23 protein-coding genes and 1 other RNA gene are annotated in these 25,459 nt (G+C 38.6%); 21 read left to right on the top strand and 3 right to left on the bottom strand.

Annotated features, from left to right (window positions below):
• The first annotated feature begins 188 nt into the window (after positions 1-188).
• Positions 189-1,091 (top strand): hypothetical protein, encoded by a 903-nt coding sequence (locus A1D18_RS03210; RefSeq protein WP_071662377.1) that lies wholly within the window; start codon positions 189-191, stop codon positions 1,089-1,091.
• Positions 1,092-1,128: 37 nt separating this feature from the next.
• Positions 1,129-1,289: non-coding RNA, 6S RNA (gene ssrS, locus A1D18_RS06965), on the top strand.
• A 42-nt stretch (positions 1,290-1,331) separates the two neighbouring features.
• On the opposite strand, the gene A1D18_RS03205 is transcribed toward ssrS, so the two are convergent.
• A complete protein-coding gene (locus A1D18_RS03205; protein ID WP_071662376.1) occupies positions 1,332-2,090 on the bottom strand; it encodes a pteridine reductase in 759 nt (252 codons plus the stop codon).
• Positions 2,091-2,121: 31 nt separating this feature from the next.
• Between A1D18_RS03205 and A1D18_RS03200 the strand changes: the two genes are divergently transcribed.
• The 17 genes from A1D18_RS03200 (at position 2,122) to A1D18_RS03115 (ending at position 22,232) form a co-directional block, all read left to right on the top strand.
• Positions 2,122-3,303 (top strand): class I SAM-dependent methyltransferase, encoded by a 1,182-nt coding sequence (locus tag A1D18_RS03200; protein ID WP_084028709.1) that lies wholly within the window; start codon positions 2,122-2,124, stop codon positions 3,301-3,303.
• Positions 3,304-3,416: 113 nt separating this feature from the next.
• Positions 3,417-3,614: a hypothetical protein gene (locus A1D18_RS03195; RefSeq protein WP_071662375.1), complete on the top strand. Its 198-nt coding sequence runs from the start codon at positions 3,417-3,419 to the stop codon at positions 3,612-3,614.
• A gap of 21 nt (positions 3,615-3,635) precedes the next feature.
• The gene (gene icmQ, locus A1D18_RS03190; RefSeq protein WP_071662374.1) at positions 3,636-4,205 is read left to right on the top strand and encodes a Dot/Icm secretion system protein IcmQ; all 570 of its coding nucleotides are present in this window, start codon (positions 3,636-3,638) and stop codon (positions 4,203-4,205) included.
• Between the two features lie 120 nt (positions 4,206-4,325).
• Positions 4,326-5,453 (top strand): type IVB secretion system coupling complex protein DotM/IcmP, encoded by a 1,128-nt coding sequence (gene icmP, locus A1D18_RS03185; protein ID WP_071662373.1) that lies wholly within the window; start codon positions 4,326-4,328, stop codon positions 5,451-5,453.
• A gap of 73 nt (positions 5,454-5,526) precedes the next feature.
• On the top strand, positions 5,527-7,890 hold the full coding sequence (locus A1D18_RS03180; RefSeq protein ID WP_071662372.1) for a TraM recognition domain-containing protein: 2,364 nt from the start codon (positions 5,527-5,529) through the stop codon (positions 7,888-7,890).
• A gap of 12 nt (positions 7,891-7,902) precedes the next feature.
• Entirely contained in the window at positions 7,903-8,424 is a 522-nt protein-coding gene (locus A1D18_RS03175; protein ID WP_071662371.1) for an OmpA family protein, read from the top strand.
• Between the two features lie 426 nt (positions 8,425-8,850).
• Complete coding sequence (locus A1D18_RS03165; protein WP_071662369.1) at positions 8,851-9,489, top strand: type IVB secretion system apparatus protein IcmL/DotI; 639 nt, start codon at positions 8,851-8,853, stop codon at positions 9,487-9,489.
• Positions 9,490-9,494: 5 nt separating this feature from the next.
• Positions 9,495-10,451: a DotH/IcmK family type IV secretion protein gene (locus tag A1D18_RS03160; RefSeq protein ID WP_071662368.1), complete on the top strand. Its 957-nt coding sequence runs from the start codon at positions 9,495-9,497 to the stop codon at positions 10,449-10,451.
• An 8-nt stretch (positions 10,452-10,459) separates the two neighbouring features.
• On the top strand, positions 10,460-12,772 hold the full coding sequence (locus A1D18_RS03155) for a 5-fold beta-flower protein (protein ID WP_071662367.1): 2,313 nt from the start codon (positions 10,460-10,462) through the stop codon (positions 12,770-12,772).
• Between the two features lie 53 nt (positions 12,773-12,825).
• Positions 12,826-13,533 carry a hypothetical protein gene (locus A1D18_RS03150; RefSeq protein ID WP_071662366.1) on the top strand — a complete coding sequence of 236 codons (708 nt, stop codon included), beginning with the start codon at positions 12,826-12,828 and terminating at the stop codon, positions 13,531-13,533.
• A 6-nt stretch (positions 13,534-13,539) separates the two neighbouring features.
• Positions 13,540-14,157: a hypothetical protein gene (locus A1D18_RS03145; protein WP_071662365.1), complete on the top strand. Its 618-nt coding sequence runs from the start codon at positions 13,540-13,542 to the stop codon at positions 14,155-14,157.
• A gap of 115 nt (positions 14,158-14,272) precedes the next feature.
• Positions 14,273-14,620 carry a type IV secretion protein IcmD gene (locus tag A1D18_RS03140; protein ID WP_245756778.1) on the top strand — a complete coding sequence of 116 codons (348 nt, stop codon included), beginning with the start codon at positions 14,273-14,275 and terminating at the stop codon, positions 14,618-14,620.
• A gap of 148 nt (positions 14,621-14,768) precedes the next feature.
• Positions 14,769-15,182 carry a type IV secretion protein IcmD gene (locus tag A1D18_RS03135; RefSeq protein ID WP_071662363.1) on the top strand — a complete coding sequence of 138 codons (414 nt, stop codon included), beginning with the start codon at positions 14,769-14,771 and terminating at the stop codon, positions 15,180-15,182.
• Positions 15,183-15,185: 3 nt separating this feature from the next.
• A complete protein-coding gene (gene icmJ, locus A1D18_RS03130) occupies positions 15,186-15,782 on the top strand; it encodes a type IVB secretion system protein IcmJDotN (RefSeq protein WP_071662362.1) in 597 nt (198 codons plus the stop codon).
• Between the two features lie 10 nt (positions 15,783-15,792).
• Positions 15,793-18,816, top strand: coding sequence for a type IV secretion protein IcmB (locus tag A1D18_RS03125; protein WP_071662361.1), 3,024 nt, complete (start codon positions 15,793-15,795; stop codon positions 18,814-18,816).
• Between the two features lie 100 nt (positions 18,817-18,916).
• Positions 18,917-20,812, top strand: a complete 1,896-nt coding sequence (locus A1D18_RS03120; RefSeq protein WP_071662360.1) for a hypothetical protein — start codon at positions 18,917-18,919, stop codon at positions 20,810-20,812.
• A gap of 292 nt (positions 20,813-21,104) precedes the next feature.
• Positions 21,105-22,232 carry a methyltransferase domain-containing protein gene (locus tag A1D18_RS03115; RefSeq protein ID WP_071662359.1) on the top strand — a complete coding sequence of 376 codons (1,128 nt, stop codon included), beginning with the start codon at positions 21,105-21,107 and terminating at the stop codon, positions 22,230-22,232.
• A gap of 3 nt (positions 22,233-22,235) precedes the next feature.
• On the opposite strand, the gene A1D18_RS03110 is transcribed toward A1D18_RS03115, so the two are convergent.
• Positions 22,236-22,514 carry a BolA family protein gene (locus A1D18_RS03110; protein WP_071662358.1) on the bottom strand — a complete coding sequence of 93 codons (279 nt, stop codon included), beginning with the start codon at positions 22,512-22,514 and terminating at the stop codon, positions 22,236-22,238.
• Positions 22,511-23,050 (bottom strand): septation protein A, encoded by a 540-nt coding sequence (locus A1D18_RS03105; protein WP_071662357.1) that lies wholly within the window; start codon positions 23,048-23,050, stop codon positions 22,511-22,513. The genes A1D18_RS03110 and A1D18_RS03105 overlap by 4 nt, the downstream gene beginning before the upstream one ends.
• 198 nt (positions 23,051-23,248) lie before the next feature.
• Between A1D18_RS03105 and A1D18_RS03100 the strand changes: the two genes are divergently transcribed.
• Positions 23,249-23,875 carry an L-threonylcarbamoyladenylate synthase gene (locus tag A1D18_RS03100; protein WP_071662356.1) on the top strand — a complete coding sequence of 209 codons (627 nt, stop codon included), beginning with the start codon at positions 23,249-23,251 and terminating at the stop codon, positions 23,873-23,875.
• A gap of 143 nt (positions 23,876-24,018) precedes the next feature.
• The gene (gene gltX, locus A1D18_RS03095; RefSeq protein WP_071662355.1) at positions 24,019-25,389 is read left to right on the top strand and encodes a glutamate--tRNA ligase; all 1,371 of its coding nucleotides are present in this window, start codon (positions 24,019-24,021) and stop codon (positions 25,387-25,389) included.
• Positions 25,390-25,459 lie beyond the last annotated feature (70 nt).

Raw genomic sequence — 25,459 nt, 5'->3', positions numbered from 1 at the left:
AATGGGACCATTTTAGTCCTATTCTAGTTTAAAAACAAGGTTTTATGTTAATAAATTTCTACAGAGTTGTTTTTCAGTTATGGTGAATTATTCAGAACTTTAGTAAGGAGTCATGCTCTTAGCTGTTAATAATTGTTTAATACAACTCAATTAAAATAAGGAGAAATAATAATAAAAAGGGCTAAGAAATGCCTACAGCAAGCAGACCGTCACGATTAAATCCTACGCAATTAAATAATCTAGTTCTATCTTATATGATAGGGACTCTTACAGAAGAGAAGGGTTATACTATTCAAGATGAAATAGATAAAGACAATAAATTAGTTCCATTTAAAAAAATTTCAAAAAATGAAACTTCTATTTTTGTTTTTCAAGCGGTTAGCGATGCCAAAAAAACACGGCAAAATCTTGCTTATATTAACGAGGTTATCCAACAGTCTGAAAAAAATAATCCCGAACAAAAAACCACTTTATTAATCCCTTTAATGCAATCACGTTTATGGAAGCAACATTGCGTCTTGGTCGAGGTTAATATTGAAGAGGGTAGGAAAAAAATAAATACATATGATTCACAATCTTGGTGGCGAAATCTTTTTTATCCGAATTGTTTAAAAGATTTAAAGAAACAAGGTTATCAGGTTAAATATATCCATCATGCTAAGCAGGCTGATAACTATTCTTGTGTTTATTTTGTCTATCACTATATTAAAGAAATATTAGAAAAGTCTAGCGGAGGATTGAAAAATATATTTGTTTCCTTAAATACATTAGAAGGGCAAGATCCGATAGGAAAATCAATTCAAGATAATTTTAAACAAAAATATTCTGATGTGCGAAAAATTGAATCTGGTGAATCTATACCTTGGGAAAAAGATTCAAAAGCATCTTATGAGGCGCATTTAGGAATAAGTGATGCTACAAGACAATCGCAGGTTAACTCTATATATAATGGTGAAGATTTTGTAGAAATATCATCACTATCTAAACTTACTAAACTTAAAAAAAATACCAAAGCTCCTTTTTTTCAATCTTCCTCAAATGTACTTGAAGAAAATGAGAGAACAGCTCAAAATTTGATCTATAGCCGATAATTTGCATTATCTTGATTAAAAGCTACACTTGACTATGAAAGTTCCGTTGGATAGCGCTTGAAGTTTGATCCTAAAAGGTTGGAGATAGTCTTGATGCATGGTGTGCATGCCTACTTTAAGTAGGAAGCCTAAAGTGCATCACAAATCGCCATCGTAGCATTGTCGCTTTCAAGTAGATAAGACACTGGCGGGACTTTTTTCTATTTCTTCTACTAAAACCTTTCGTCTTTTTCTTTCTGATTAATAACCGAGTGAACGACCACCATCCACTGCGATAATTTGACCGGTGATAAAGTCAGCGTGATTAATTAAAAAAGCCGCCGTCTTAGCAATATCTTGAGGGGTTCCGATACGTTTTAAGGCATTTCGGGCAGCAATTTTCTCACGTAAGGCGTCGTTAAACTCGGTATCATCATCTGGCCACAAAACGATACCCGGCGCAATCGCATTGACGCGAATGTTGGGTCCTAATTCTTTAGCTAAACTCTTAGTGAGCATGACCAATCCCGCTTTGGCAATGCAGTACACAGAATAATTCTTCAACGGACGTTGTGCTTGAATATCAACAAGATTAATAATGCAACCTTTTTGCTCTTTAAGATGGGGCCCTGCAAGTTGCGCTAAAAAAAAGGGGGCTTTTAAATTGCTTGCCATCACATCTTCCCATACACTAGGTGTTACTTTGGCGACAGGCATGGGATAAAAGCTGGACGCATTATTAATTAAAACATCGAGTTGGCCCCATTTACGGGTGACTTGTGTGATTAGATCTTTCAGATGGTCGGTATCACGTAAATCGGCGCCGAGGGCTATGGCGGAATCTGGGCGTTGTAGATTAAAGTTTGTACATAAAGCAGACGCTTGTTGTGCGGATTCTCGATAGTGTATGGCCACTCGCATACCTAACTGATGACAATGTTGGGCGATAGCCGCACCAACGCGCTTTCCGGCTCCGGTTATAAGTACTACTTTACTATGGGCTTTCGAATCATCTAGCATGGCTTTTACCTTATGAATAGTTAGAGTAACAATGATAACAATACCGCTCGGTTTACCGGTTCCGACTGCTGCCTTGCAAACGCAAAGTGACGCATTATGCCAATTGATTACTGAAGAAATACGCCATGAGCCATCAACTTCTATCAGCTTTGCACGATTTATGGAATTGGCATTATACGAGCCAGAGTGGGGATATTATACAGCGCATTTAGAAAAATTTGGTAAAATGGGAGATTTCACTACCGCACCTGAGATTTCTCCCTTATTTGCACAATGCATCGGTCGACAATGCCAGCAAGTCTTTGCGAATTTAGGTCAAACCGATATTTTAGAAGTCGGAGCGGGCACCGGTCAATTAGCCATCGATTTATTGTTGTTCTTAGAAAAACAACAGAGTTTGCCTGGGACCTATAAAATTTTTGAAATCAGTCCAACACTTAGAGAACGTCAACAAGAGCGCTTACAGCAACATATTCCTCATCTATTTCCTTTAATTCAGTGGTTACATGACTGGCCAAAACAACCTATTAAAGGAGTGATTTTGGCCAATGAAGTGCTGGATGCTTTACCCGTGAGTCAGTTCTTTTGGACTGAAGCTAATATTCAAGAGGTGCGAGTTGGTTGTGAAAAAGATTGTTTTTGTTACCATCTGAGTCCTGTTAAAAATTACGTGTTAAATGATTTGGGCAAGTTAAAAGCGGCGTATTTTCCAAAGGTAAAAGCCTATCAATCTGAGGTGTGTGGGCAACTACCTGATTGGGTGAACAAGCTTAGTTTCGCTTTAAAACAGGGTTTAATTTTAGTTATCGATTATGGTTTTCCAGCCCAAGAATATTATCATCCTGACCGGGTCAATGGTACGCTTAGGTGTTATTACCAACATCGCATCCATGACGATCCTTTAAGTTTAGTGGGTCTGCAGGATATCACGGCGTCGGTTGATTTTAGTTGCTTGGCACAAGCGGCACTGCAAGCTGGCTTAAAAGTGGCCGGTTATACATCACAAGCGGCGTTCTTGCTTAACAATGATTTGTTACCTTTAATAGAAAAATGTTATGATGAGGTATCCTCGATGGATGTCAATCGACAGGCACATTTATTAACATCGCCGAGTGAAATGGGAGAGCTTATTAAAGTGATGGGCTTGACCCGAAACTATGAATTCTCCCCATTAAATGGATTTAAGTTATACGATAAACGGACTCGTTTGTAGATTTGTGTGTGTTAATTTAATACTATTTTAAATAGATAAAATAGTAACTCAAAAAATGAGTAAAGGAGTTGACTAAGGTGAATTTGAATTTTTCTGATTCTGGTAACAAATGCATGAGTACTTCTTTGCATGACGAAAAAGAAAATGTTTTAGCAGAATTAACTCGCGTTATACAAGCGACTGACAGAGTAGCGCTTAAAAGCCAAAGTCCTAATTTTTCAGGGGCAGGGGCTTATTTAAAGGCTATTTATCAAAAAATCGAAACAACAAACGCAGAAGCTACCTCTAAGCGAACTTTTAATTGTTGCTGATGAAAATTAGGGGCTTAATTTATGCTTCAGACTGAGCAAGAAATTCAAGCTGCTTTAGAAATAAAGAAAATATTAGAGGAAGGGATAGCGGCGGGTCCATGGCAAGCTAATTTATTTTTAAAAGGGATTAAGAAAAAATTAGAAGAGTTACGCGATGATTTTGTCACTAGAGTCGGTCTAGAACAGCACCATGAGCAACTTACGAAGGATTTGTTGGCAGCGAATAGTGCTGAACATACCGAAGTGTATATTGCCCTTTATCAATCTCAAGGTGACAATATAAACAAATGGCAAGAAGTCGTTTTCTCTTTAGAAAATTATACCATGGGAAGACCCATTTATTACAATGAAACGGACGTTCGAGCAGCGATTCGTTTAAATGATAGAAATTTAAATCATGCTTACGCCGTGGTTAAAGTGCATAGTGATGCTATTCTAAATGACACAGCGGAACAAGTACGTACCGATCGCGAAGGACGCAAATTAGTTAGCTTGCGTGCATCGGCGATTCAATTAAAGAATATTATTCGTTTAGTGCATGCCACCGGGGAATATAAAGTGGTTAGAAATTTTTTAGTAAAACAGAATTGAATGTAAAAAAATATTCACAGCAATTGAGTGTTTGTCAAGTGTCGCGAACAGGATTGTGGGTTGAGGCAGCACAGGCATAAATTCAATTATGAAGAGTATACAAAAAAATAAATAATTATTATGGCCGCTCCCGCACAACAACAGCAATCCGGAGATAACTCACTTGCTCCATTATGGATTATTTTATGTGTCTTTCTTTTAGGATGGTTGTTTTGGGCTTTTTTTCATACTCAAATTGTTGCTTTTATATTACAAATTAAATTTTGGGAGTCGCGTTTAATTGCATTCGTCTTGCCTTCTATGGCGCAACTTCCGGTAAGTATTCACCATCTAATTCCCGCGCAAATACCTTTTCCACAACTGTTAGATATCAGTCGTGAGGTTGGTAATTATTTACGTTATCCGATTATTGTGATCCTCGTCGCATTAGCGTTAATTATTTATTTTAGTCATATTAATCTACAATTTAAAAAACTTTATAATATGGACACGCTCGCAGCAGCAGAAAGGAAAAATTGGCCACAAATTTCCCCGGTCATTAAACTTGATTTAGTTAAGGAAGATATTGATAAAGGTCCTTGGGCGATGGCATTATCACCGATGCAATTTGCCAAAAAATATAAATTATTACACGAAGAAAAAATCATTTCCTCCATGACTATGGCAGCAAAGAAACATAATCAACGGACAGTGAGTATAAAAAGAGAGGCGGCACACCACGTATTTGTCATGCAATGTGGCGAGTATTGGCAAGGTATTCACTACTTAAAACCAGCGACTAAGGCATTGTTTGCTGTCTTTGCTGCCAGAGCCAATCGTGATCGCGATGGTGCATTGAAATTATTATTACAAATTGCAGAGTCGACAACTAGCGGGCGGCTTGATTTTTCGGGCGTGGATGCCTTATTAGAAAAACATAAAAATAATAAACTAGTTCAACGTGTGATGTATAGTCATGCTTATGTTTTAACAGTCATGGCCTCGATGTTAGAATTAGCAAGAAAAGAAGGTGTTTTGGCGAGTGCAGATTTTTTGTGGCTTAAACCCACGGATCGATTATTGTGGTTTATGTTAAATTCAGTCGGTCGTCAAACCGCTTTTTCAGAAGTGAGCGGACCCTTTGCACACTGGAATGTTGAACGTGCGATGGGTAGAAGACTGATGGTTCCTATGGTAGAAGAAGCAGTGAATGGTTTGGAAGCCGCGATTAAAGACATACTTTATATTCCTGATGCTGAAGACGTGTAAAATGTTCTTGGATCAGGTTAAACATAGATTAAGAAAACTTTGCTTCAAATAATATATTAGAGTTGAGTAAGGTATGGTAGCGATAGCACGTGGTTTAGAACAAAAACACGAACAAGATCCGCGTCGATTATTACGAGATACGCGTACGCTCTCTCAGCGTTTTGTCGATTTTTTCAAAAATCCTCAGGCCGTTACGATTTTATTAGTAGGTTTCGCTTCAGGTGCTTTTTTTATTCCAGCAATTGCCGATCTTATCTTTCTACTGGGTATCCTGTCGTTTTTTTATGCGTATACACGTAAAACCAGCTTACCGTTTCGGATGCCACAACGTTCACATCAATTAGACCATAATGATTTAAAAGCCGGAACGAATAAACCACAAAAAGCACGCGGTATTTGCTTGTTTGGTAATGAAATATCTAGCGGCGAAGAGTTATGGTTTAGCAACGATGACATGCGGACACACTGTTTGATCTTTGGTTCTACCGGAAGTGGTAAAACTGAAGCGTTAATATCCTTAGCCTTTAATGCATTGGTACAGGGCAGTGGATTTATTTACGTGGATGGCAAAGGAGATAACAGCTTATTTGCTAAAGTTTTCTCGATGGCACGTTCCATGGGTCGTGAAGACGATATTCTTGTAGTCAATTTTATGACTGGTGCGCGGGATATTGTTGGACCACAAGAAAAACGGTTGTCAAATACGATGAATCCTTTTGCTAATGGCTCTTCGAGTATGTTATCTCAGTTGGTCGTCAGCTTAATGGATGCGAGTAGTAATACACCGGATGGTGATATGTGGAAAGGTAGAGCCATCGTATTTGTTGAAGCGTTAATGAAATTATTAGTTTATATCCGTGATCAAGGTGGAATTCTATTAGATGTTAATGTGGTACGTAATTATTTTGAGTTAACACGAGTAGAAAATATCGTTATCGATAAAATATTTCCACGTGATGGTCAAGAACCTTTGAGCTTAATTGATGTTCCTGAAGTTGTATTGGAACCGATTACTAATTATCTGATTAACTTGCCTGGCTATGATAAATCCAAAAAAGGAAAACAAGTTTCACAAGTTTTGGAGCAACATGGATTTATTACCATGCAGTTAACGCGTGTTTTTGGTTCCTTAGCCGATACCTATGGCCATATTTTACGAACGAATTTGGCAGAAGTGGATTTAAAAGACGTCGTACTCAATCGCCGCATTCTGTTGGTCTTATTGCCTGCTTTTGAAAAATCACCGGATGAATTATCTAATCTAGGTAAAGTGATCATTGCTTCTTTAAAAGCAATGTTAGCCGCGGGTTTAGGGGAGGAAGTCGAAGGGGATTACCGAGATATTATTGAGCGTAAGCCTACTAACTCTTTAACGCCTTACTTGTGTGTGCTCGATGAATATGGCTATTACGCAGTCCCTGGGTTTGCTGTCGTTCCTGCTCAAGCCCGTTCATTAGGGTTTTCCATCGTTTTTGCAGGACAAGATTTGCCCGCTTTTCAAAAAGCGTCTAAAGAAGAAGCGGCATCGATAGGGGCAAACTGTAATATTAAACTTTGTATGAAATTGGAAGATCCATTAGAAACGTGGGACTTTTTTTCAAAAAGTGCAGGCGAGGCTTGGGTTACTAAAGTAGATGCTTTTCAAACCCGCGCTGAAAGTGTGATGAATAATTATGCGGATACACGTAGCGCTTCTTCAGAAAAGCGGGCACGTATCGATTTACTTGATTTAAAAGAACAGCGTGAAGGAGAAGCACACATTTTATTTAAATCTAAGATTATTCGCGCACGATTATTTTATGCGAATCCACGTCCAGTGGCCCGCATGAGACTGAATCAATTTTTAAAAGTAGGTCTGCCAACTAATCGCTATTTGTTAGATTTGCAATCACGCCTACAAAACTTTCGGAAAGTGACAGACAAAGCACAATTTTCACTGACTAAACTTGATGAATCAACCATTATTACTAGGTTGGCACAAACTTTATCCGAACATCCTGAACTCAATCCTATTAAAGCAGCAGTGCCTGCTTTATTAGTTTTAGATCAACCTATAGAGGCCAGTAAAGAAGAAACAGTCATTGAGACAGAAGAAACATTACCTGACAATGAATTAAATGTGTTCACCCCATTAACCGTCACACCGCAATTAGCGAGTTTGATGACGGTGGATAATCCGGATCAATTTAACGCGGCATTTTTAAAACGATCGATAACACAAAAATTAGTAGCGGTGATAGAAAAAGTATCCGGTAAATTTGAAAAACATGCCAATAGTATCGCTGCGGAAATTGTTCAAGATATGGCGTTAGCAACCCATTATCCACCGGCACTTCATCCTATATTACCAGGAGCAGAGCTGGCTAAAGATGTGAATAAATTGTTGTTAGCTATTAAGAAAGAACGGGTCTCCCGTGAGGAAAAGTCAGATGCATAGTCGAGTTAATGTATGAAAAATCGAATTTTTTTATTATTTATTTTTTTGTTGCTTTCAGCTTGTACGAGCACGCCTAAAAAATCACTAAGCCCAGCTGCGCAACAGGCTAATTTATTAAATGCTATTAGCAAAGAAGGTGTGCGTAGACTTGAAGTAGGAGATGAGTTGCGATTAACTCTCCCTAATTCCCGTTTTTTCATTAAGAATACTTCTAAATTAAAAGTTAGTGCTTATCCTACATTAAACCGACTAGTCACCTTGCTCAACCAACGAAAAAATTTAGGAATTGATGTGCTGACATTTAATCCGACAGGAGATTTACAGTATGAAACCTCAGATTTAGCGAGACAACAAGCTATAACTATCCAAAATTATCTATTAGAACAGGGTTTGAATGTACGAATTATTGTCGCTCGAGCTTGGGATAGAGGAGACCAAAGCGATGAGCGAGGAGTGAGATTTGATGGCGATCAACCGAAAATTTTGTCAACTGAGATTAGAACGCGCCATTTGCGTCCTGAAGATAGCGAGTGAAAAAAAGAAGCGAGGGGGCTAATAAAATTTAGGAAATGAAACGATAAACAACCCTAAAAAACCTTTTTTTGGGAAATTAAATGATGTATTTAAAACTAGCTTTTTCGCCTAGTATTGAGTTATAGTTCGTTGAAATAAGACCAAATTAGACAAAAAGAGGTCATAGTGGGGAATCGAATTGAGTTGCTTAAATCGCGTAAAGGTTTTTATCGGGATAATTACAACCGTGTTTGTAGTGCGCTGTTACTCACTTTATTTATAATTTTGATATTAAGTGCACTAGTCATTTATTTAACTGTCTTTTCTCCTACACCTGATTTTTATGCAAGTTCTCAAGACGGAAAGTTAACACGTTTAGTTTCATTCGAATCCTCAAGCGATATGCGTACTTAATTTAATAAAAATAATTTTAAAATTGAGATGACCATGAAAGAAGATGCCCTACAAGTCGTTAAGTTACGTAACGAATTTTATCGGGATAATTATAGAAAAGTTGTCGCCGCTTTAATGTTTAGTTTTTTTGTTATATTAATTTTAGCGGGCGCCTTATTTTATATCGTGACACATCCGCCGGCACCCCGTTATTTTGCAACCAGTAGTGATGGTCGTGTTGTTCCTTTGGTGCCTTTTTCGCAACCGAATTTAAGCAATGCTGCCGTATTGGAATGGTCTAATACCGCAGCAACGGCAGCCTATAGTTATAACTTCGTTAATTATCGACAAGCGCTACAACAAGCGGCTGATTATTTTACGCCAGAAGGAAAACAAATGTTTTTTTCGGCGATAAAAAGTTCGAATAATTTGCAAGCCGTGATTAGTAAAAAATTAATTGTCTCGGCTGTGGCGACAGGTGTTCCAGTCATATTAGAACAAGGTTTATTAGCAGGTCGTTATACTTGGAAAGTGCAAATTCCGATGCTCATTACTTTCCAAAGCGCCAGTCAGTTTTCTCAACAAGCCGTGACAGTCACGATGTTAATCGTTCGAGTTTCGACGTTAACATCGCCACGTGGTATCGGTATTGCGCAATTTATTGTATCGGGAGGCGGGGGAATAACCGGTTAACAAGTATGTATTTTTTTACTGATCAAAAAAGAAAGTTTCGCACTATTTTTAACTTTTTAGCACTGATAGTCTTAATCAGCATTTCGGCGGTGTCGTTTGCAGCGGCAGAAAATTCAGCTAAACAAGATTCTTCTTCCGCTAGCAATTCAGTAGAGGCAAGTGCTGATAACGATAAAGCGTCTGTTTCGATACAATCCCTTAATAAAGCGGCATTTGGGTCGATGGCGCAAACGATGTTACCGATGTCGCCGGAACAAATAAAACGCTTAAGAGGACTTTTTAATCAAACCCAAGCGGCTGCTGCTACAACACCTGGCACGCCACCGCGGCCTACTATTTCATCTCAATATGTGAAGTTAGAACCTGGTGCGACACCGACGGTTATCCGTTTAGCCGAAGGTTATGTGACGACACTCGCGTTTCTTGACTCAACCGGTCAATCCTGGCCTGTGGACAATTATGATATTGGTAATCCACAAGCATTTAATATCCAATGGGATAAAAAAAGTAATTTGTTGATGATACAAGCGACTTCCTTATATAACGTTGGAAATCTTGCGGTACAGTTACGTGGTTTAGAAACACCGGTGATGGTGACACTGATTTCGGGTCAAAAAGCGGTAGATTACCGAGTGGATTTACGTGTTCCTGGCAATGGTCCTAATGCAAAAGCACTCTTAGGAAGAAATCTACCGCAAAGCGCTGATCCAGCCTTATTAAATATCTTAGAAGGTGTTCCACCCCCAGGAAATACCGCATTAAAAATTTCAGGAGGCCTTGCTCAAGCTTGGTTGGCGGGTGATCATCTTTATTTGCGAACACGTTTAACCTTAATTTCACCCGCCTGGATTGCTACGATGTCGAGTCCAGATGGCATGAAGGCCTATGAAATGCCCAAAACACCCCTTATTTTGGGTTTTGAAGATGGACAGTCTATCCAATTAAAAGTTGAAGGATTTTAAAAAAATTTATGAAACTTCAATTGCAAAATATTGCCAATTTATTTAAAAATATCCGTACACGTAGCATTATTCTAGTAACAGCGTGCATCCTTGTATTTGGTTTTTTATATGGATTTATGCATTTTACGAATAAAAAAACATCCGTCGAAGATACTTCGATACAGCTGAAAGGGTCCCCCAATATTGAATCAGTTCCTGGTGGATTAAAGCAATCACCCCCCGCGGATTACCAACGTTTGCAAGCCCAACAAAATCTTGAACAAGCGGCTATCGCTGAAAAAACGGGTGCGAGTTCTATCCCCACTTTACTCGACTCTAATCAGTTTAATCAAAATGGTGGTTTACCTTGCCCAATGGTCAGTTCACCGTGTGAGGCCTGCGCAAAATATATGGCATGTGCGGGTATACAGTCGACAGCGGCCAGTTTATCTCTGCAACCGAGTCAATTAAAATCGGGAACATTAATTTATAACGCACAAGGAAAAGTTATTGGTCATCTTGGTATGGATGGTAAGGTACGAGATAGGAATGGACAAATTATCGGCCAAGTAGGTCCTGATGGTTTAGTCCGATCAGAAGATGGAACGGTTATCGGTAGTGCTGCAGTCCCGGCGATGGGCGATCCTATTTATGATCTGGCGGGTCGGTTAATAGGTACGGTAGATCGAGATGGAAAAGTCAGGGATGCAAAAGGTCGTGTGATAGGCATAGTGGGCCCTGATGGTATTGTACGTAATCTAAAAGGGGCAGTGATTGGTAAAGTGGTTGTTCCCAAAGCCAGCATTGTTATTCCAGCCTATGGTAAAAAAGGCCATCTGATCGGTACGGTGGATGCCGATGGTAAATTAAGAGATGCCAACGGTCATATTATTGGTGAAGTCGATGCGGATGGCACTGTTCGTAATTCTGAGGGCGATATTATCGGTAAAACGGGTGTTAACATGATAGGTGCTCCTGTTTATGATTCCGAAGGTCATTTGCTGGGTACGCTTGGTGCCGATGGTAAGTTAAGAGATGCCGCAGGAAATGTGATGGGTGAAGTCGATGCAAACGGAATTGTGCGTAATTCAGCCGGTAAAATTATTGGTCATGCTTACTTAAAAGGAACACATGAAAAAAGACATGCTATTCCAGGTACACCTGTTTACAATCATCAGGGTAAATTAATAGGGACGCTTGATAGTGATGCTGAAGTTCGTAATACACAGGGAAAGGTGATTGGTAAGTTAGATAGTGATGGTTTGGTACGCGGATTACATGATGAAATTATAGGAAAACTCGGCGCAACTGCACCCGGTACGCCTGTTTATGATAGTCAAGGCCATTTAGTGGGAAGTGTAGGTAACGATGGCCTGCTTAGAGACGTACAAGGTAAAGCCTTAGGGAAATTAGGCGCGGGTGGAGTTGTGCGCGATGCACAAAGTAATCCTATTGGTAGTATTACACCACCCCACAGAAATACGGCGTCAGTAACAAACAATAATGAGACAGCAACCCATGCTGCTGTTAGTTTACTCTCTGACACGGCGAGTAACCCTAATCCAGAATTACGGAGCATTTTAGATAGACAAGCGCAACAAATTTCAGCCCAAAAAGCCGATCAATTACAACAACAAATGCAAACTTCGATGAGTACACAAGCAAGTCAGCTTTTTGCGGCTTGGACTTCGCCCAATCAGCAATATGTAGCAGGAATGCCGGAGTTAAATCGACTGGGGAATGGTTTAACGGGTACATTGTCTGGAGAAGCAAACACCAAAGCGCCTGCCGTAAAAGCAGGGACTATTATGTATGCGGTACTATTAACGGCAGTCAATAGTGATGAGCCAGGACCGGTACTTGCAGAGATTGTACAAGGCAAATTTAAAGGCGCCCGTTTAATGGGTGCATTAAGCAATCAAGGTCAAAAGGTTTTACTTTCCTTTAATACCTTAACCCTACCCAAATTATCCGAAAGTGTTCCGATTAGTACCGTTGCTATTGATGAGAATACCGCGCGTACCGCTTTATCCAGCGATACCAATAATCACTATTGGTTACGTTATGGGACTTTATTTGCTTCTGCTTTTCTCCAAGGTTATGGTCAATCCTTTTTAGATTATGGTAACACTTATGCCGGTGCGGTGGTTATTAACCCAACTAATCAACCGATTAATCTATCGCCACGTGAGAGAGCTTTTGTTGGTTTAGGTCAAGTGGGTCAGCAATATGCGTCAGCATTAAGAAGCCTATTCAATACGCCACCGACAGTGAAGGTTTTTTCTGGAACACCGGTGGGTATATTATTTCTTTCTGATTTACCCGCATTACCAACGAGTTAATTTTTATGCTTAATACAGTCACAGACAACTATTCACAGTAAAATGAGGGGATAATGGATAAGAAAAACTATAATTCTGATGAAGAATACAAGCTTCAGGATTCAACAGAATCAGCGCCACATTTTTCGGGGACAACCAGTAAAGATCCAGCATCGGCTATTTTGGAAAAGACCCAACGTCATCATATTTTTTTAATTATATTTATTATTTTTACAAGTTTAGGTATTTATAAAATAGTGGATAAATTAATTCATAGGCAGGTTGTATCGAAACCTAAAACCGTCGCAAAAGTACCAAATTCCGCTGTGCCGATCCCAGCCGCCGTGCAAGCTAACATGGCGCTCGATAATCGGTTTAATCATATTGAAAAAGAACAGCGTGAGTTACAATCGCATGTCCAAGATTTTGATTCGGAATTAAGCGATATTAAATCAACTTTAGCGGATCTCAATGTGCGATTAATCGATATGAATGAACAAACTCAACTATTACGGACTCAACAAGAAGCTTTTTTTCAAAAACAGCAAAAAGCTAAAACTAAACTAAGCGAAAGAAAAAAATTAGCACCTAAACCCATTTATTATGTGCGTGCAATCATACCGGGTCGTGTGTGGTTAACCTTACAGGATGGTTCAACGCTTACTTTAGGTAGGGGAGATAAATTAGCGGGATATGGTGTTATAACCGCAATAGATCCTAATCAGGGAATTATTACTTTGAGTTCTGGAGCCATCATTGGTTATAACCCAGATGATAGGTAATTAATCATGCACTTATTCCGTGACAACAATCTTATCAAGAAATCCTGGAGACCTGCTTTATTCTTGCTAGCTTGTTTGTTTCTAAGTGGTTGCAGTGGGGTGCATTATGCTCATGTTGAAAGTATGTTGCTCACCGTGTCGAATCAATTTCCTAATATTTACCGTCTTATTACCGCGTTGGCTTATTTGATGGGTATCGCTTTTATTTTTCGCGGAGTATATCAATTAAAGGTTTACGGTGATTTACGCACCATGATGTCTGTGCAAACTAACTTTAAAGCGACTATGATGGTCTTTTTTGCGGGCACGGCACTGCTGTATGCACCGACTGCTTTTAAAAGTATGCTGTTAACGACTTTTGCGACCACCAGCGTGACGGATCCAATGAGTTATGAGCCAGCGAGTAGTCTATCAACGTTCTTAGCCTCACAGGCAGTTTTGCGCTTTATTCAATTAATAGGTACTATCTCGTTTATAAAAGGCTGGGTGAGTCTTACCCATGTATCTAATCCTAATGGGAGGAGTACGATGGGCAAAGCGGTTACACATATTGTTGCTGGGCTTTTAGCAATTAATATCGAAGGCACAAAGGAAATGTTACAAGCCAGTTTTGGTATAAGTTAGAGTGGATCATTATTATAAATAGAGAATGTTTGGAGAATGTAAAATGAAGAATAAATTCCTAAAAGCTAAGCGGATTCGACGCAGCGTATCTAGTTTAGCTCAATTGCCCTTGTGGATGAGCGTCTATTTTTATACCAGTTTAGCGTTAGCTGCGGATACAGATGATAATTTAGGCAAGGTGGCTAGCACGATTACGGGTTCTTTTGGTCAACTGGCTAAATTGATTACGGCAGGGGCTTATATGGCGGGTATTGGTTTTTGTATGGCTTCGATGCTGAAGTTTAAAGCACATAAAGATAATCCTACACAAATCCCTATTGGAACACCGATTGCTTTATTGTTTATTGGTGCCGCATTAATCTTCCTCCCGAATATATTCCGTATTGCCGGGTACACGATTTTTGGTGGAACCAGTGGCGCAGGGGGTGTTAGTGGTACGACAGGGCTTTCAGGAAGTTTATAATAATTATATGAAGCTTGAGAGTTAAGCAGCAACGCAGACAAAAATTTAAGGCCGAAGAATCTATCCAGAAATTACTTCGAAATAGGTCATGCTAAAGTTACCATTTAGTGTTTTAAAGTAGGTGAATGATTTAAGGATTTAAAAATGCATGAAAAATAAAAAAATGGTTTTGCTTAAAAGGTTAAGTGTCCAGCGCTGTCTATCCGTAGTAACGGTGATGTTGACTACCTTAGGTTATGCAGCAGTGAGTAAAGCCGATGGCGTGATGACATTAGGGGATATGGCCTTAACGATTACAAAATCATTTGAAGGTTTAGCCAAGCTGATTACCGCGGGTGCGTATATGGCTGGGATCGGTTTTGTTATGGCTTCGATGCTGAAGTTTAAAGCACATAAAGATAATCCTACGCAAATTCCAATAGGAACACCGATTGCTTTATTATTTGTCGGGTCCGCTTTAATTTTTTTACCCCATATCTTTATTATTGCCGGTTATACGATTTTTGGCGGGACCAGTGGTGCAGCTGGAATTTCGGGTACGACTGGGTTGCCGGGCCCCTAAACGATGTATCCCATTAAATTAAATGTAAATCCACATGGCTGGCGTCTTTTTATGCAACGTAAATTAGATCGGCGCTTTGAGGAATTTAGTCAAAAAATTTGGCAACGTGATGAGTTCGCTTGTAAATTTTGTGGTTTACAATCAAAAAAACATCAAGAAATAATTAACTTGGATCAAAATTATCATAACAATAAAATGTCTAATTTAGTAACCGCTTGTAGTTTATGCACACAATGCTTTTTTTTAGAATCGGTCGAAACGTATGGTGGAGGCATTTTAATTTATTTACCCGAAGTATCGCAAAATCATTTAAATGGTTTTTGTCATTTATTGTTTACAGCAATGAATAATGAAACCAAGTATAAAGAGACAGCGCAAAATGCGTATCGAAATTTAAAGTTACGTGCTCAAGTGATAGAAGACGAATGGGGTGCGCAATTGCAGGAACCGGCTGTTTTCGGCCAACTTATCATTGAGTCAGAAAATAAGAGTTTACTAGACAAGAAAATTTTTAGCGCTATTCGCTTATTACCTTCACGAGCAGGATTTAGGTATCAAAGTACAGATTGGTCACGTTCAATAACAACTATTTTACAATAAAAAAATTTGCATGGCTAAATTTCTAAATTCATTTTTAGATGGAATAGATTCTTTCCTTGCCTGGTTGAGCACATCACTTAAGCAGACAGTGGAGTCCTATTGCGATTTAGAAACTGCCGATAGCCCTAGTGTGCTCGTTGCCCATGATGGCTCGCTTATTTCGGTCATTCAGATTTTAGGTGTGACACAACTCATAGGAACGACTGAATTTCAGCGTTTGCACGAAGGGTTAACACAAACGTTGCAAATTGCGCTTTCACGTTCGGGTCATGCGCTGCAGGTTTTATTTCAATATGATAGACAAGTTGTTTCTGACCTAATAAAAGAAATTTTAGAACCAGGGAAGCAAACCAGTCAACGATTAAATTTAGAGTTAAATGATTTATTTGCTGAACGAGTTAATTTTCTCGCGAAGCATTGTGCCTCTGAAAGTGTTTATTTTGTTTGTTGGACACGACCGACTAGCTTAACCACGGAACAACATCAGCGCTCCACTAAAGATAAATTAAAATTTATTCGCGAAAAAAAAATTCCTCCTTCCACGTTGACGCAAAATGTCATTGCGGCCATACCCGATTTGCGTGATACGCATGATGCATTTATCCGTTCGATACGCCATGATTTAGCGGATTTAAATATTGCGGCCAATTTATTAGAAGTCCATGATGCACTGCATGCGATTCGCTCAGTAGCTGATCCTGCTTTTACCGATAAAAATTGGCGCCCCGCATTACCAGGCGATAAAATATCACTGAAAGAATATGACCGATCACGCAATACGATTTCTGATATTTTATGGCCCTCTTTAGCACGCCAAGTATTACCCCGTGATGCCGAGAATTTAGATTTAAGGACCGTACGCTTTGGCGATAAAATTTATTCTTGTGTTTTTATTGATCTTTTACCCAAGGAGATAAAAACTTTCAATGCCTTATTGCAACGTACTTTATCTGCAAGAATTCCATGGCGGATTTCTTTCTTTGTAGAAAGTGATGGCTTGCGTACTATTAAATTACGATCGACATTGGCTTCTATATTAAGTTTTTCTTCAGCGCAAAATCGCTTGCTGAGTGATGCCAATAATTTGTTGCAATATGTGGCGATTAATACAGATGATGCGGTAGTGAGATTACGCGTAGCGGCATGCACCTGGGCGCCCGAGGGACAAATAGGTTTATTACGTACTCGCGCGGCAGAATTAGCTAAAGCCATCGAAGGTTGGGGTTCCTGTGATGTCTCTGAGGTTTCTGGTGATCCCTTTGGTGGACTTGCTTCAACGCTGCTAGGTATATCCGCAGAAAGTGTTGCCACACCAACCATACTGCCTTTTTCTCAGGTCGTTTATATGTTACCAATTACACGACCAGCGTCGCCATGGAAGACGGGTGCCCAATTATTTCGGAGTCCTGATGGTAAGCCTTGGCCATTTCAGCCCGGTTCAAGTGAACAAACCACCTGGATCGATCTGATTTACGCGCGTCCTGGCTCAGGAAAATCAGTACTATCCAATACATTAAATTTAGCGCTTTGTTTGGCGGGTGGTTTACAACGTTTACCACGTATTGCCATTATTGATATCGGCCCTTCAAGTAGCGGGTTGATTTCTTTATTACGCGAAGCATTACCGGTGGCGAATCGACATTGGGTGGCGTATCACCGTTTGCGCATGACAGCGGATTATTCGATTAATCCATTTGATACGCAATTGGGTTGTCGTTACCCAACACCACAAGAGCGTAGCTTTTTAGTTAATTTTTTAACTTTATTAACTACGCCGTTAGGTGCAGTTAAACCTTACGATGCTATTTCTGATATGGCGGGTTTGGTTATCGATGAACTTTACAAAAGTCTTTCTGATGAGGGGCTGCCTTATCCGTATACTTCGGGTATTGAACCCTTAGTGGATGGAATTCTAGAGGAAATGGGTTTTATTGCGGATCAGCGTACGACTTGGTGGGAAGTGACGGATGCGTTGTTTATTTCAGGTTTTCCACATGAAGCTATGTTGGCACAACGCTATGCAATGCCTTTACTTGCCGATGCAGCCGCTATATGTCGCACGCCTATCATAGAAGATTTGTATGGGAAAATAACCGCGCCGACTGGCGAAAGTTTAATTAATGCCTTTGCACGGATGATTTCCAGTGCGATTCGAGAATATCCGATTTTATCACGCGTGACGCGTTTTGATTTGGGTGAAGCAAGGATAGTCTCATTAGATTTGGATGAGGTGGCAAAAAGCGGTGGTGATGCAGCAGATAGACAAACCGCTGTTATGTATATGCTGGCACGTTATATACTCGCGCGAAATTATTATTTGAGTGAAGAAAATTTAAATGATATTGCCAGCCAATATCGTGACTACCACAAACAACGTATTGCAGAATTGCGCGATGACCCTAAGCGTATAGTCTTTGATGAATTTCATCGGACCTCAAAAGCCAAAGCCGTTCGTGATCAAGTGATCGTGGATATGCGTGAAGGCCGCAAATGGAATGTCCAGATTGCTTTACTTTCTCAATCGCTAGATGATTTTGATGAAGTGATGGTAGAGTTCGCCACGTCGATTTATATTATGGATGCCGGTCCTGCACAATCCATTGAGAAATCAGTAGAAACCTTTGGTTTGTCCCCTACCGCTAAAATTGCATTGCGAACACGTGTGCATGGTCCACGTGAAGGCGGCGCTACCTTCTTAGCGCAATTTGCGACAAAAGAAGGGATGAATACCCAATTGTTAACATTAACGCTAGGTCCTATCGAATTATGGGCGTTTAGTACGACGGTAGAAGACGTAAGTTTACGTAATCGGCTTTATCATAATTTGGGGCCGGTAGAAGCGCGACGTATATTAGCCCGTTTATTTCCCAATGGGAGTATTAAAAAATTGGTCGAAAGACGTTTAGCTGCCATAAAAGAGGATTACGGTGTCATTACTGAAGATTCTAGCCTAGGAATTATTGAGCAAATTGCAGAGGAAATCCTGCTTAATTATCGTAAAGATCCAGAGTTATCCTCAGTGGTGGTGACTTAAATGAGGCTGCTTAGAGCTTAATAGAAATTTTTTCTAGTGACTAAGCACCCGAAAATAACGTTTAACTCAATAAAATATTAATAAAAAGGAGTGAGCTGCTATGACTAAGGAAAACCAGGATGATAGTTTTGTAATTTTACAAGAAGGTGAAATTACTCAATTGAGACATGAAGCACTCAATCATATCCGTTTTGGAAATGATAGCTTAGATAACCAATTTAAGCGCGATATTGAATTCATGAGTTTAGCGATTGTTGACTACGGCTTATCCGAGCAAGATAAACTAAAAGCGGATAGGTTATTAAAAAGTATGCTGCTTTTATTTTTTGGTCAAGTTTGTTATCGGCACAGCTCAGATCAATGTTTTTACCCCTTCGATACGTTAAACAACTATTTCAAAACCAACACGACGTTAACGCATTTTCCCATAGCCGCTATTCTATTACATGGTAGTCGAGTATTAATTGAATTTCCTAGTGAACTAGCACGCCAAATAATGGATTGGCTGATTATTGATAAGAATAGCTGGCGTTATGCAGCAACACACGGTATTAGCGTCTTAACAGAAGCAGAAAGGATTGATAATAATGACAACACCACCAATCCCTTTATCTATAAGTGTTTAAAAGAAGAAAAAATTAATATCGGACAAGCCACGATTAACTTTGCGTACAATTCCGTCACAGGCTTAATGACATCCTGTTCGGAGTTTATGCAGGAACATACATCAAATAAATTAGATATAGCGGAACATTATGGTTTCGATTTAGCGTTGGGTGGTGTAGGCAATCAACATTTTGCTTCCAAAAAGATGATCCAGAATAATGGCGAACATGGGCATTTATATATTAACTTTTATCAAGGTGAAACACAGAAGTCATCTGGTTTATTGCTCGGTATAGAACAATCCGCTCCAGGAAAACCGGATCAATACGGCGGTGAACATGATTTACGCGTAAGTGATAAGTGTTATAGCGCGTCGGGAGGAGATTTTTTTGGCAAAAAACCACCTTTACCAGAAATTTATCAAAAAGATTATCGAGGTTTAAGTGTGCTTCCTTTTACTTATTATGATAGCCTTTGGAACTTTATCACAGAAGAAACTTTTAATTTAATTAAAACTAACTTTGAAAAATGTAAATGTTTGCTAAGTTTACTAAGCAGAAAAAAAATCCTTGCTTTTATTAAGCATATTCTGAATTCATCGGGTGGGGCAAAGCAACAAGACTTTGATCAATTATTTGATCATTATTTCCAAGAAATCCCTCAATTCAAAGTGAGAATGAACCAGAAGATCAATGCCATCAAAGGTTTAGAAACTTACCACGAACAGTTAGCTTTATCTCATGAAAAACAACAGGCTGAAGACAAAACGATTACTCGATTACACCATTTAGAAGAGCAAATACAAAGCTTAATATATGAAAAAAAGACGATTAAACAAGCGTCAGAAAAAGAATTGACCCAACTGCAACAACAGTTTGTCGACATCCAAAAAGAAAAAAACATGCTATTGTTTAATCTTGCGAAATGTTTTATGCAAACCGTCATCCGGCATATGGGATGGCGAGCGAATAAATCGCAGAAACAAACGATCATGTTAAGTTTACAACAATTGAATGCGAAAGAACCACAACTAGAAATAAGTAGCGATCATATAAAGAATTTATTAAAAAATTTTATTGGCGTCAGTTTAATGAATCGCTATGGATTAAATAATGGTCAGACTCGTTCCGCTAGAGCGTGCTTGAATTATTTAAACCTTCCAGAATATCACCCATTGAAGACGCTTTTATTTCTTAACACCAATAAAATGGACTATGACGATTTGTTGAGATTAATCGTGGGTGCCGAAGTAAAAAATAAACCGATTTTTATTTCGGCAAGATATAAAAAAAATCTTTATCGTTTTTATCAAGAAGAAGGTAACAGGGAAAATCAATTTGACGAAAATAAGTTGATGTTAGCGACACAGCAAATAATGTATACACTTTAATTACTACCATCCAAACTATTTTCACCTTTGAGATATAAATTAATTTTTAAAAAAATAATCGTTAAAATTTAATTGTTTTTCAATGAAAATAAAAAATAAAATTTTCTTTCTTTAATAAAGAAAGCTGTAATCGTAATATTTGAAGTTGACGGTTTAAAGTGATGCAATTACAATTATCTTGAGAATATATAATTTTTTATTAATAGCGGAACCATTTCTATAAATCACGATAAAAATTTTAAGTAAATATGAAATATTATTAATTTTACAAAAAAACAAAGGAAGGTAAAGTGTGTTTAAAAATAATTTAAAAAAAAAGGATTTAAAAAATAATGAAGAATACCTATTACGTAGATATGCAGCGGATGGCGAGTTTAATGCGGTTCAAGAAATTTTAAATAAAAATAAAAATAAAAAAAATTCATGCTTTAATATCAATGCTCAAAGTTCCAATGGGAATACCGCGTTGCATTGGGCCTGTTTTAATGCGAAAGAAAACCATGGTGGCTATTCTGAAGCATATAATGAAACCATTCGCTTGTTAATCCAATCGGGCGCGAGTCACCTTATAAAAAATAAATGTGGAAAGATACCGCATGATTTTTTACAAGATTTGCATGTTAATGTGGATCGATCTACTTTGCCCCAAGAATTAAGAGAAAAAATTTCTTGCTATTTTACATTAGTAAACGAACTATTAAAGATAGAATGCACGAAAATTACCTCATCTGAGGAACTTGAGGGCGAATTGGCATCAGCAACTGCTTTTCATTTTATTATAAGCTCATTAAAACTATCCGAGTTTTTTCCGCCAGAAAACAATCATCAAAATACGTTTACCATTCTGAGTTTAGCGTGTGGTATCTCTACAGAAATAATACCACTGATCATGTACTTTCAATATCAAAATAAAAAAGTTAATTACATTGGTATAGACAATAACAGGGATGTAATTGATGATAACAAAAATCGATATAGGGACTTCAAAAATGTAAAATTTATCTGTGCAGATGCTTCTAATCTCGATGAAATAACTAATAAAGTAGCTCTTGAACCCATTGACTTGGGAATTTTGCGTAATCCTGATTTTACAAAGCACAACAATAGGCAGCGTACTTTTTGTAAAATAGTCGATCAAATATTTCCCTGTTTAATTAAAACTAATTGCCCCTTATTAATAACATTTCAAACAAAAGATGAATTAGATATTTGTAGTAACGAAACTGAGCTCCATGAAAATTTTATTCAATTTAAGCCTAAGAATTTTTGTGATGTGGGTAAGCTATGCTCTTTTTCTGCTCAGTATCAAAATGAGACAGTCATAACCTATCCGGATAGGTTTAGTGCGATTTTAAATTTAAATAAACCAAATAATGATCACGCGTTATTAAATCATCATTTTAGAACATTACAACTGTGAACATTACGACTCAGACGTGGTGATATCTATTTTTAAAGCATGGATTTCGGTACGCATGGTATCACCCAATGCAGTATAAACCAGCCGATGACATTCAACTAAGGGTTTGTTTTTAAATAAAGGTGAGGAGATTCGTACTGAAAAATGGCCGGCGCCTTCGTTCGCATGGCCTATGTGTTGATCGCCTTCATCAATGACATCTAAAAATGTAGGTGCGAGTGATTGATAGAGTTTTTTACGAATCGTGGCGGCTGTATCAAGTGTTGGATTATTATTTTTCATGTTTTTTCATCGGATCGAATATAACGCGCTAAATAAATTGCTTGCACGAGTATAAAGACAAAAGTAATTCCCAACAAGCCAAATAACTTAAAATTGACCCAGGTGTTCGTATCAAACGTATAGGCAACCCATAAATTAATGCTGCCCATTAAGGTGAAAAAGATGATCCAATTTCTATTTAAAGAGGACCAAAGGTGAGCGGGTAAGACAATATTTGTTTCTAACAGATGCTGAATTAAAGGTTTTTTGCCAAAATATTGTGTCACTAATGCGCCACAGGCGAGTAGCCAGTAAAGAGCAGTAGGCTTCCATTTAATAAGTAATTCATTATGCAATAACAAGGTTCCACCCCCAAATAAGAGGATGAGGACTAAGCTAATAAGTTGTATACTAGGTACGGTACGGTGCTTAATCCAGTAACTGATTACTTGTAACAAGCTGATAATAATAGCGGCTGCGGTTGCGACATAGATGCCAAAAAACTTATAAGCGATAAAGAAGGCAACTATAGGCAAAAAATCGAAAAGTAGGCGCATTGGGTGAAGTAATAGAGACTCGATACACCTTAGTATACTCACAGTAATTAGGTTTCTGTCAAGTGCTGCGGCCATGCGGCAATCTGTGTGTATACAATATTTTACATGAGAATTGCGAATTGAGCGGCAACATCGATAAAAGTTCAAGTGCGAAGCGTATGTATAATAGTCTGATTTGTTTAGGAAAGGGTTAGTAATGTGAGTCAGTTTCTCAAGATCCACCCAGAAAATCCTCAGTTGCATTTGATACGGCTAGCAGCCAATAGCTTGATGAAAGAAGGCGTGATTGTCTATCCTACCGACTCAGCTTATGCCTTAGGTTGCCAATTAGGTAATAAAAAGGGGATACAACGGATTAGGCAGATACGTCAGTTGAAAGACCAACACTACCTGACCTTATTGTGTCGTGATATTTCAGAAATGGCAGTCTTTGCTCAGTTAGAAAATCCTATTTTTCGTTTAATAAAAGCCAACACGCCAGGTCCTTACACTTTTTTATTGCCCGTAACCTCTCATGTGCCACGCTATTTAGTCAATGTCAAACGTAAAACGATCGGTATAAGAATTCCGGACAATAAAATAGTGCATGCGCTATTGGAAATGAATGATCAACCCTTAGTGAGTACGACCTTGATTTTACCGGGTTCTGATTTACCTTTATTAGAACCCGAAGCCATCTGTGATATTTTAGGCAAACGCGTTGACTTAGTGATTGATGGAGGTTTTTGTGGTCTAGAGCCAACAACCGTCATTGATTTATCCACCCATACACCCGAAATTATTCGCTGTGGTGGAGGAGATATTAAACCGTTTCAATCTATTTGATATATACTCTTCGCACTTGAATTTTTGTTTGCGTTACCGTTCAATTCGCATTCCTTATGGATAGGTAACGATGGAGATCGCGGCATGGTTTCGGCACTTGTTAAAAATCCAATGAGGGTGAGTATAAAAATAAAGGCTAATTTATGAAAGTTCGTACTCGTTTTGCACCCAGTCCTACCGGTTATTTGCATATCGGCGGCGTTAGAACGGCATTATATTCTTGGTTATTCGCAAAAAAACAACAAGGTGAATTTATTTTACGCATTGAAGATACTGACACCGAACGATCCACAGTGGCGGCAACTGATGTTATTTTACAAGGTTTGGAATGGCTAGGATTAGATTATAACGAGGGTCCCATCTTTCAAAGTCAACGTTTAGCCCGTTATCAAGAAGTTTTAACACAATTGCTCAATGAAGGTAAGGCATATCGTTGCTATTGTTCTAAAGAACGCTTAGCTGAATTAAGAGAAAAACAACTTGCCCAACATCAAAAACCACGCTACGACGGTTATTGTCGAGAGAGAACATCGATATTACCTCAGCAACGTTATGTAGTGCGTTTTCGTAATCCGTTACAGGGTGAAGTGATCGTTGATGATCAAGTGCACGGTCAAGTTATTTTTCAAAATAGTGAATTAGATGATTTAATTATTGCTCGCAGTGATGGTTCACCGACCTATAATTTTACCGTAGTCGTCGATGACAGTGATATGCAGATTACTCATGTCATTCGCGGCGATGATCATTTGAATAATACACCGAGACAAATCAATATATTACTGGCTTTAGAGGCTAGTTTGCCAGTGTATGCCCATTTACCGATGATCCTAGGCGGCGATGGAAAAAAACTTTCTAAAAGAACCGGTGCGGCTAATATTTTACAATATCGAGATGAAGGGTATTTAGCGGACGCGGTGTTAAATTATTTGGTTAAACTAGGTTGGTCGCATGGCGATCAAGAAATTTTCTCCCGTGCCGAAATGATAGCGTATTTTGACTTGAACCATTTAAATAAAGCACCAGCGGCGATTAATCCAGATAAATTAATTTGGTTAAACCAACATTATTTAAAAACCGATGATGTAAAAAAAATCGCTGAGTTATTAGCAAAGGAATGTCAGCGTTTAAACATACCGAGCGATACCGGTCCGGATTTAACGGATGTGGTTAGGTTACAACGCGAACGAGTTAAAACCTTAAATGAAATGGCTGAAAAAAGCCGTTATTTTTATTTATCACCCACTATAGAAAAACAGACTCTCTCAGCCGACAGGTTAGTGTTATTAAAAATTCTCCGCGATCGGTTTCAATCACTTAGCGTTTGGACAGATGAATCGATACATAGTGTATTAATTGAAACAGGTGCTGAACTTTCATTGAAAATGGGTAAAGTGGCTCAGCCTTTGCGCTATGTTGTGACAGGAGGGAGTGTATCACCACCTATTAATGCGACCTTACGCGTATTAGGTAAACAAGAAGTTTTAGTCCGCTTAGACCGCGTCTTAAATTGATCCCAAAAATTTAGATTGGGATCTGAATAATTTTTTAATTTTAAAAATCATTTATTAATTAACTGCCAGC

This window comes from Candidatus Rickettsiella isopodorum, from assembly GCF_001881495.1.
Classification (GTDB): Bacteria; Pseudomonadota; Gammaproteobacteria; order Diplorickettsiales; family Diplorickettsiaceae; genus Aquirickettsiella; species Aquirickettsiella isopodorum.
The sequence above is the reverse complement of the archived record's forward strand: the minus strand, read 5'-3'. Positions and strand labels throughout refer to the sequence as shown.

Coding starts and splice junctions, on each gene's coding strand:
- A1D18_RS03180 (WP_071662372.1), top strand. CDS start 5,527: ATGGTAGCGATAGCACGTGGTTTAGAACAAAAACACGAACAAGATCCG.
- A1D18_RS03150 (WP_071662366.1), top strand. CDS start 12,826: ATGGATAAGAAAAACTATAATTCTGATGAAGAATACAAGCTTCAGGAT.
- A1D18_RS03160 (WP_071662368.1), top strand. CDS start 9,495: ATGTATTTTTTTACTGATCAAAAAAGAAAGTTTCGCACTATTTTTAAC.
- A1D18_RS03210 (WP_071662377.1), top strand. CDS start 189: ATGCCTACAGCAAGCAGACCGTCACGATTAAATCCTACGCAATTAAAT.
- icmP (WP_071662373.1), top strand. CDS start 4,326: ATGGCCGCTCCCGCACAACAACAGCAATCCGGAGATAACTCACTTGCT.
- A1D18_RS03155 (WP_071662367.1), top strand. CDS start 10,460: ATGAAACTTCAATTGCAAAATATTGCCAATTTATTTAAAAATATCCGT.
- A1D18_RS03135 (WP_071662363.1), top strand. CDS start 14,769: ATGAAAAATAAAAAAATGGTTTTGCTTAAAAGGTTAAGTGTCCAGCGC.
- A1D18_RS03165 (WP_071662369.1), top strand. CDS start 8,851: ATGAAAGAAGATGCCCTACAAGTCGTTAAGTTACGTAACGAATTTTAT.
- A1D18_RS03195 (WP_071662375.1), top strand. CDS start 3,417: ATGAGTACTTCTTTGCATGACGAAAAAGAAAATGTTTTAGCAGAATTA.
- A1D18_RS03125 (WP_071662361.1), top strand. CDS start 15,793: ATGGCTAAATTTCTAAATTCATTTTTAGATGGAATAGATTCTTTCCTT.
- A1D18_RS03140 (WP_245756778.1), top strand. CDS start 14,273: ATGAGCGTCTATTTTTATACCAGTTTAGCGTTAGCTGCGGATACAGAT.
- gltX (WP_071662355.1), top strand. CDS start 24,019: ATGAAAGTTCGTACTCGTTTTGCACCCAGTCCTACCGGTTATTTGCAT.
- A1D18_RS03110 (WP_071662358.1), bottom strand. CDS start 22,514: ATGAAAAATAATAATCCAACACTTGATACAGCCGCCACGATTCGTAAA.
- A1D18_RS03120 (WP_071662360.1), top strand. CDS start 18,917: ATGACTAAGGAAAACCAGGATGATAGTTTTGTAATTTTACAAGAAGGT.
- A1D18_RS03205 (WP_071662376.1), bottom strand. CDS start 2,090: ATGCTAGATGATTCGAAAGCCCATAGTAAAGTAGTACTTATAACCGGA.
- icmQ (WP_071662374.1), top strand. CDS start 3,636: ATGCTTCAGACTGAGCAAGAAATTCAAGCTGCTTTAGAAATAAAGAAA.
- icmJ (WP_071662362.1), top strand. CDS start 15,186: ATGTATCCCATTAAATTAAATGTAAATCCACATGGCTGGCGTCTTTTT.
- A1D18_RS03145 (WP_071662365.1), top strand. CDS start 13,540: ATGCACTTATTCCGTGACAACAATCTTATCAAGAAATCCTGGAGACCT.
- A1D18_RS03105 (WP_071662357.1), bottom strand. CDS start 23,050: ATGCGCCTACTTTTCGATTTTTTGCCTATAGTTGCCTTCTTTATCGCT.
- A1D18_RS03200 (WP_084028709.1), top strand. CDS start 2,122: ATGATAACAATACCGCTCGGTTTACCGGTTCCGACTGCTGCCTTGCAA.
- A1D18_RS03175 (WP_071662371.1), top strand. CDS start 7,903: ATGAAAAATCGAATTTTTTTATTATTTATTTTTTTGTTGCTTTCAGCT.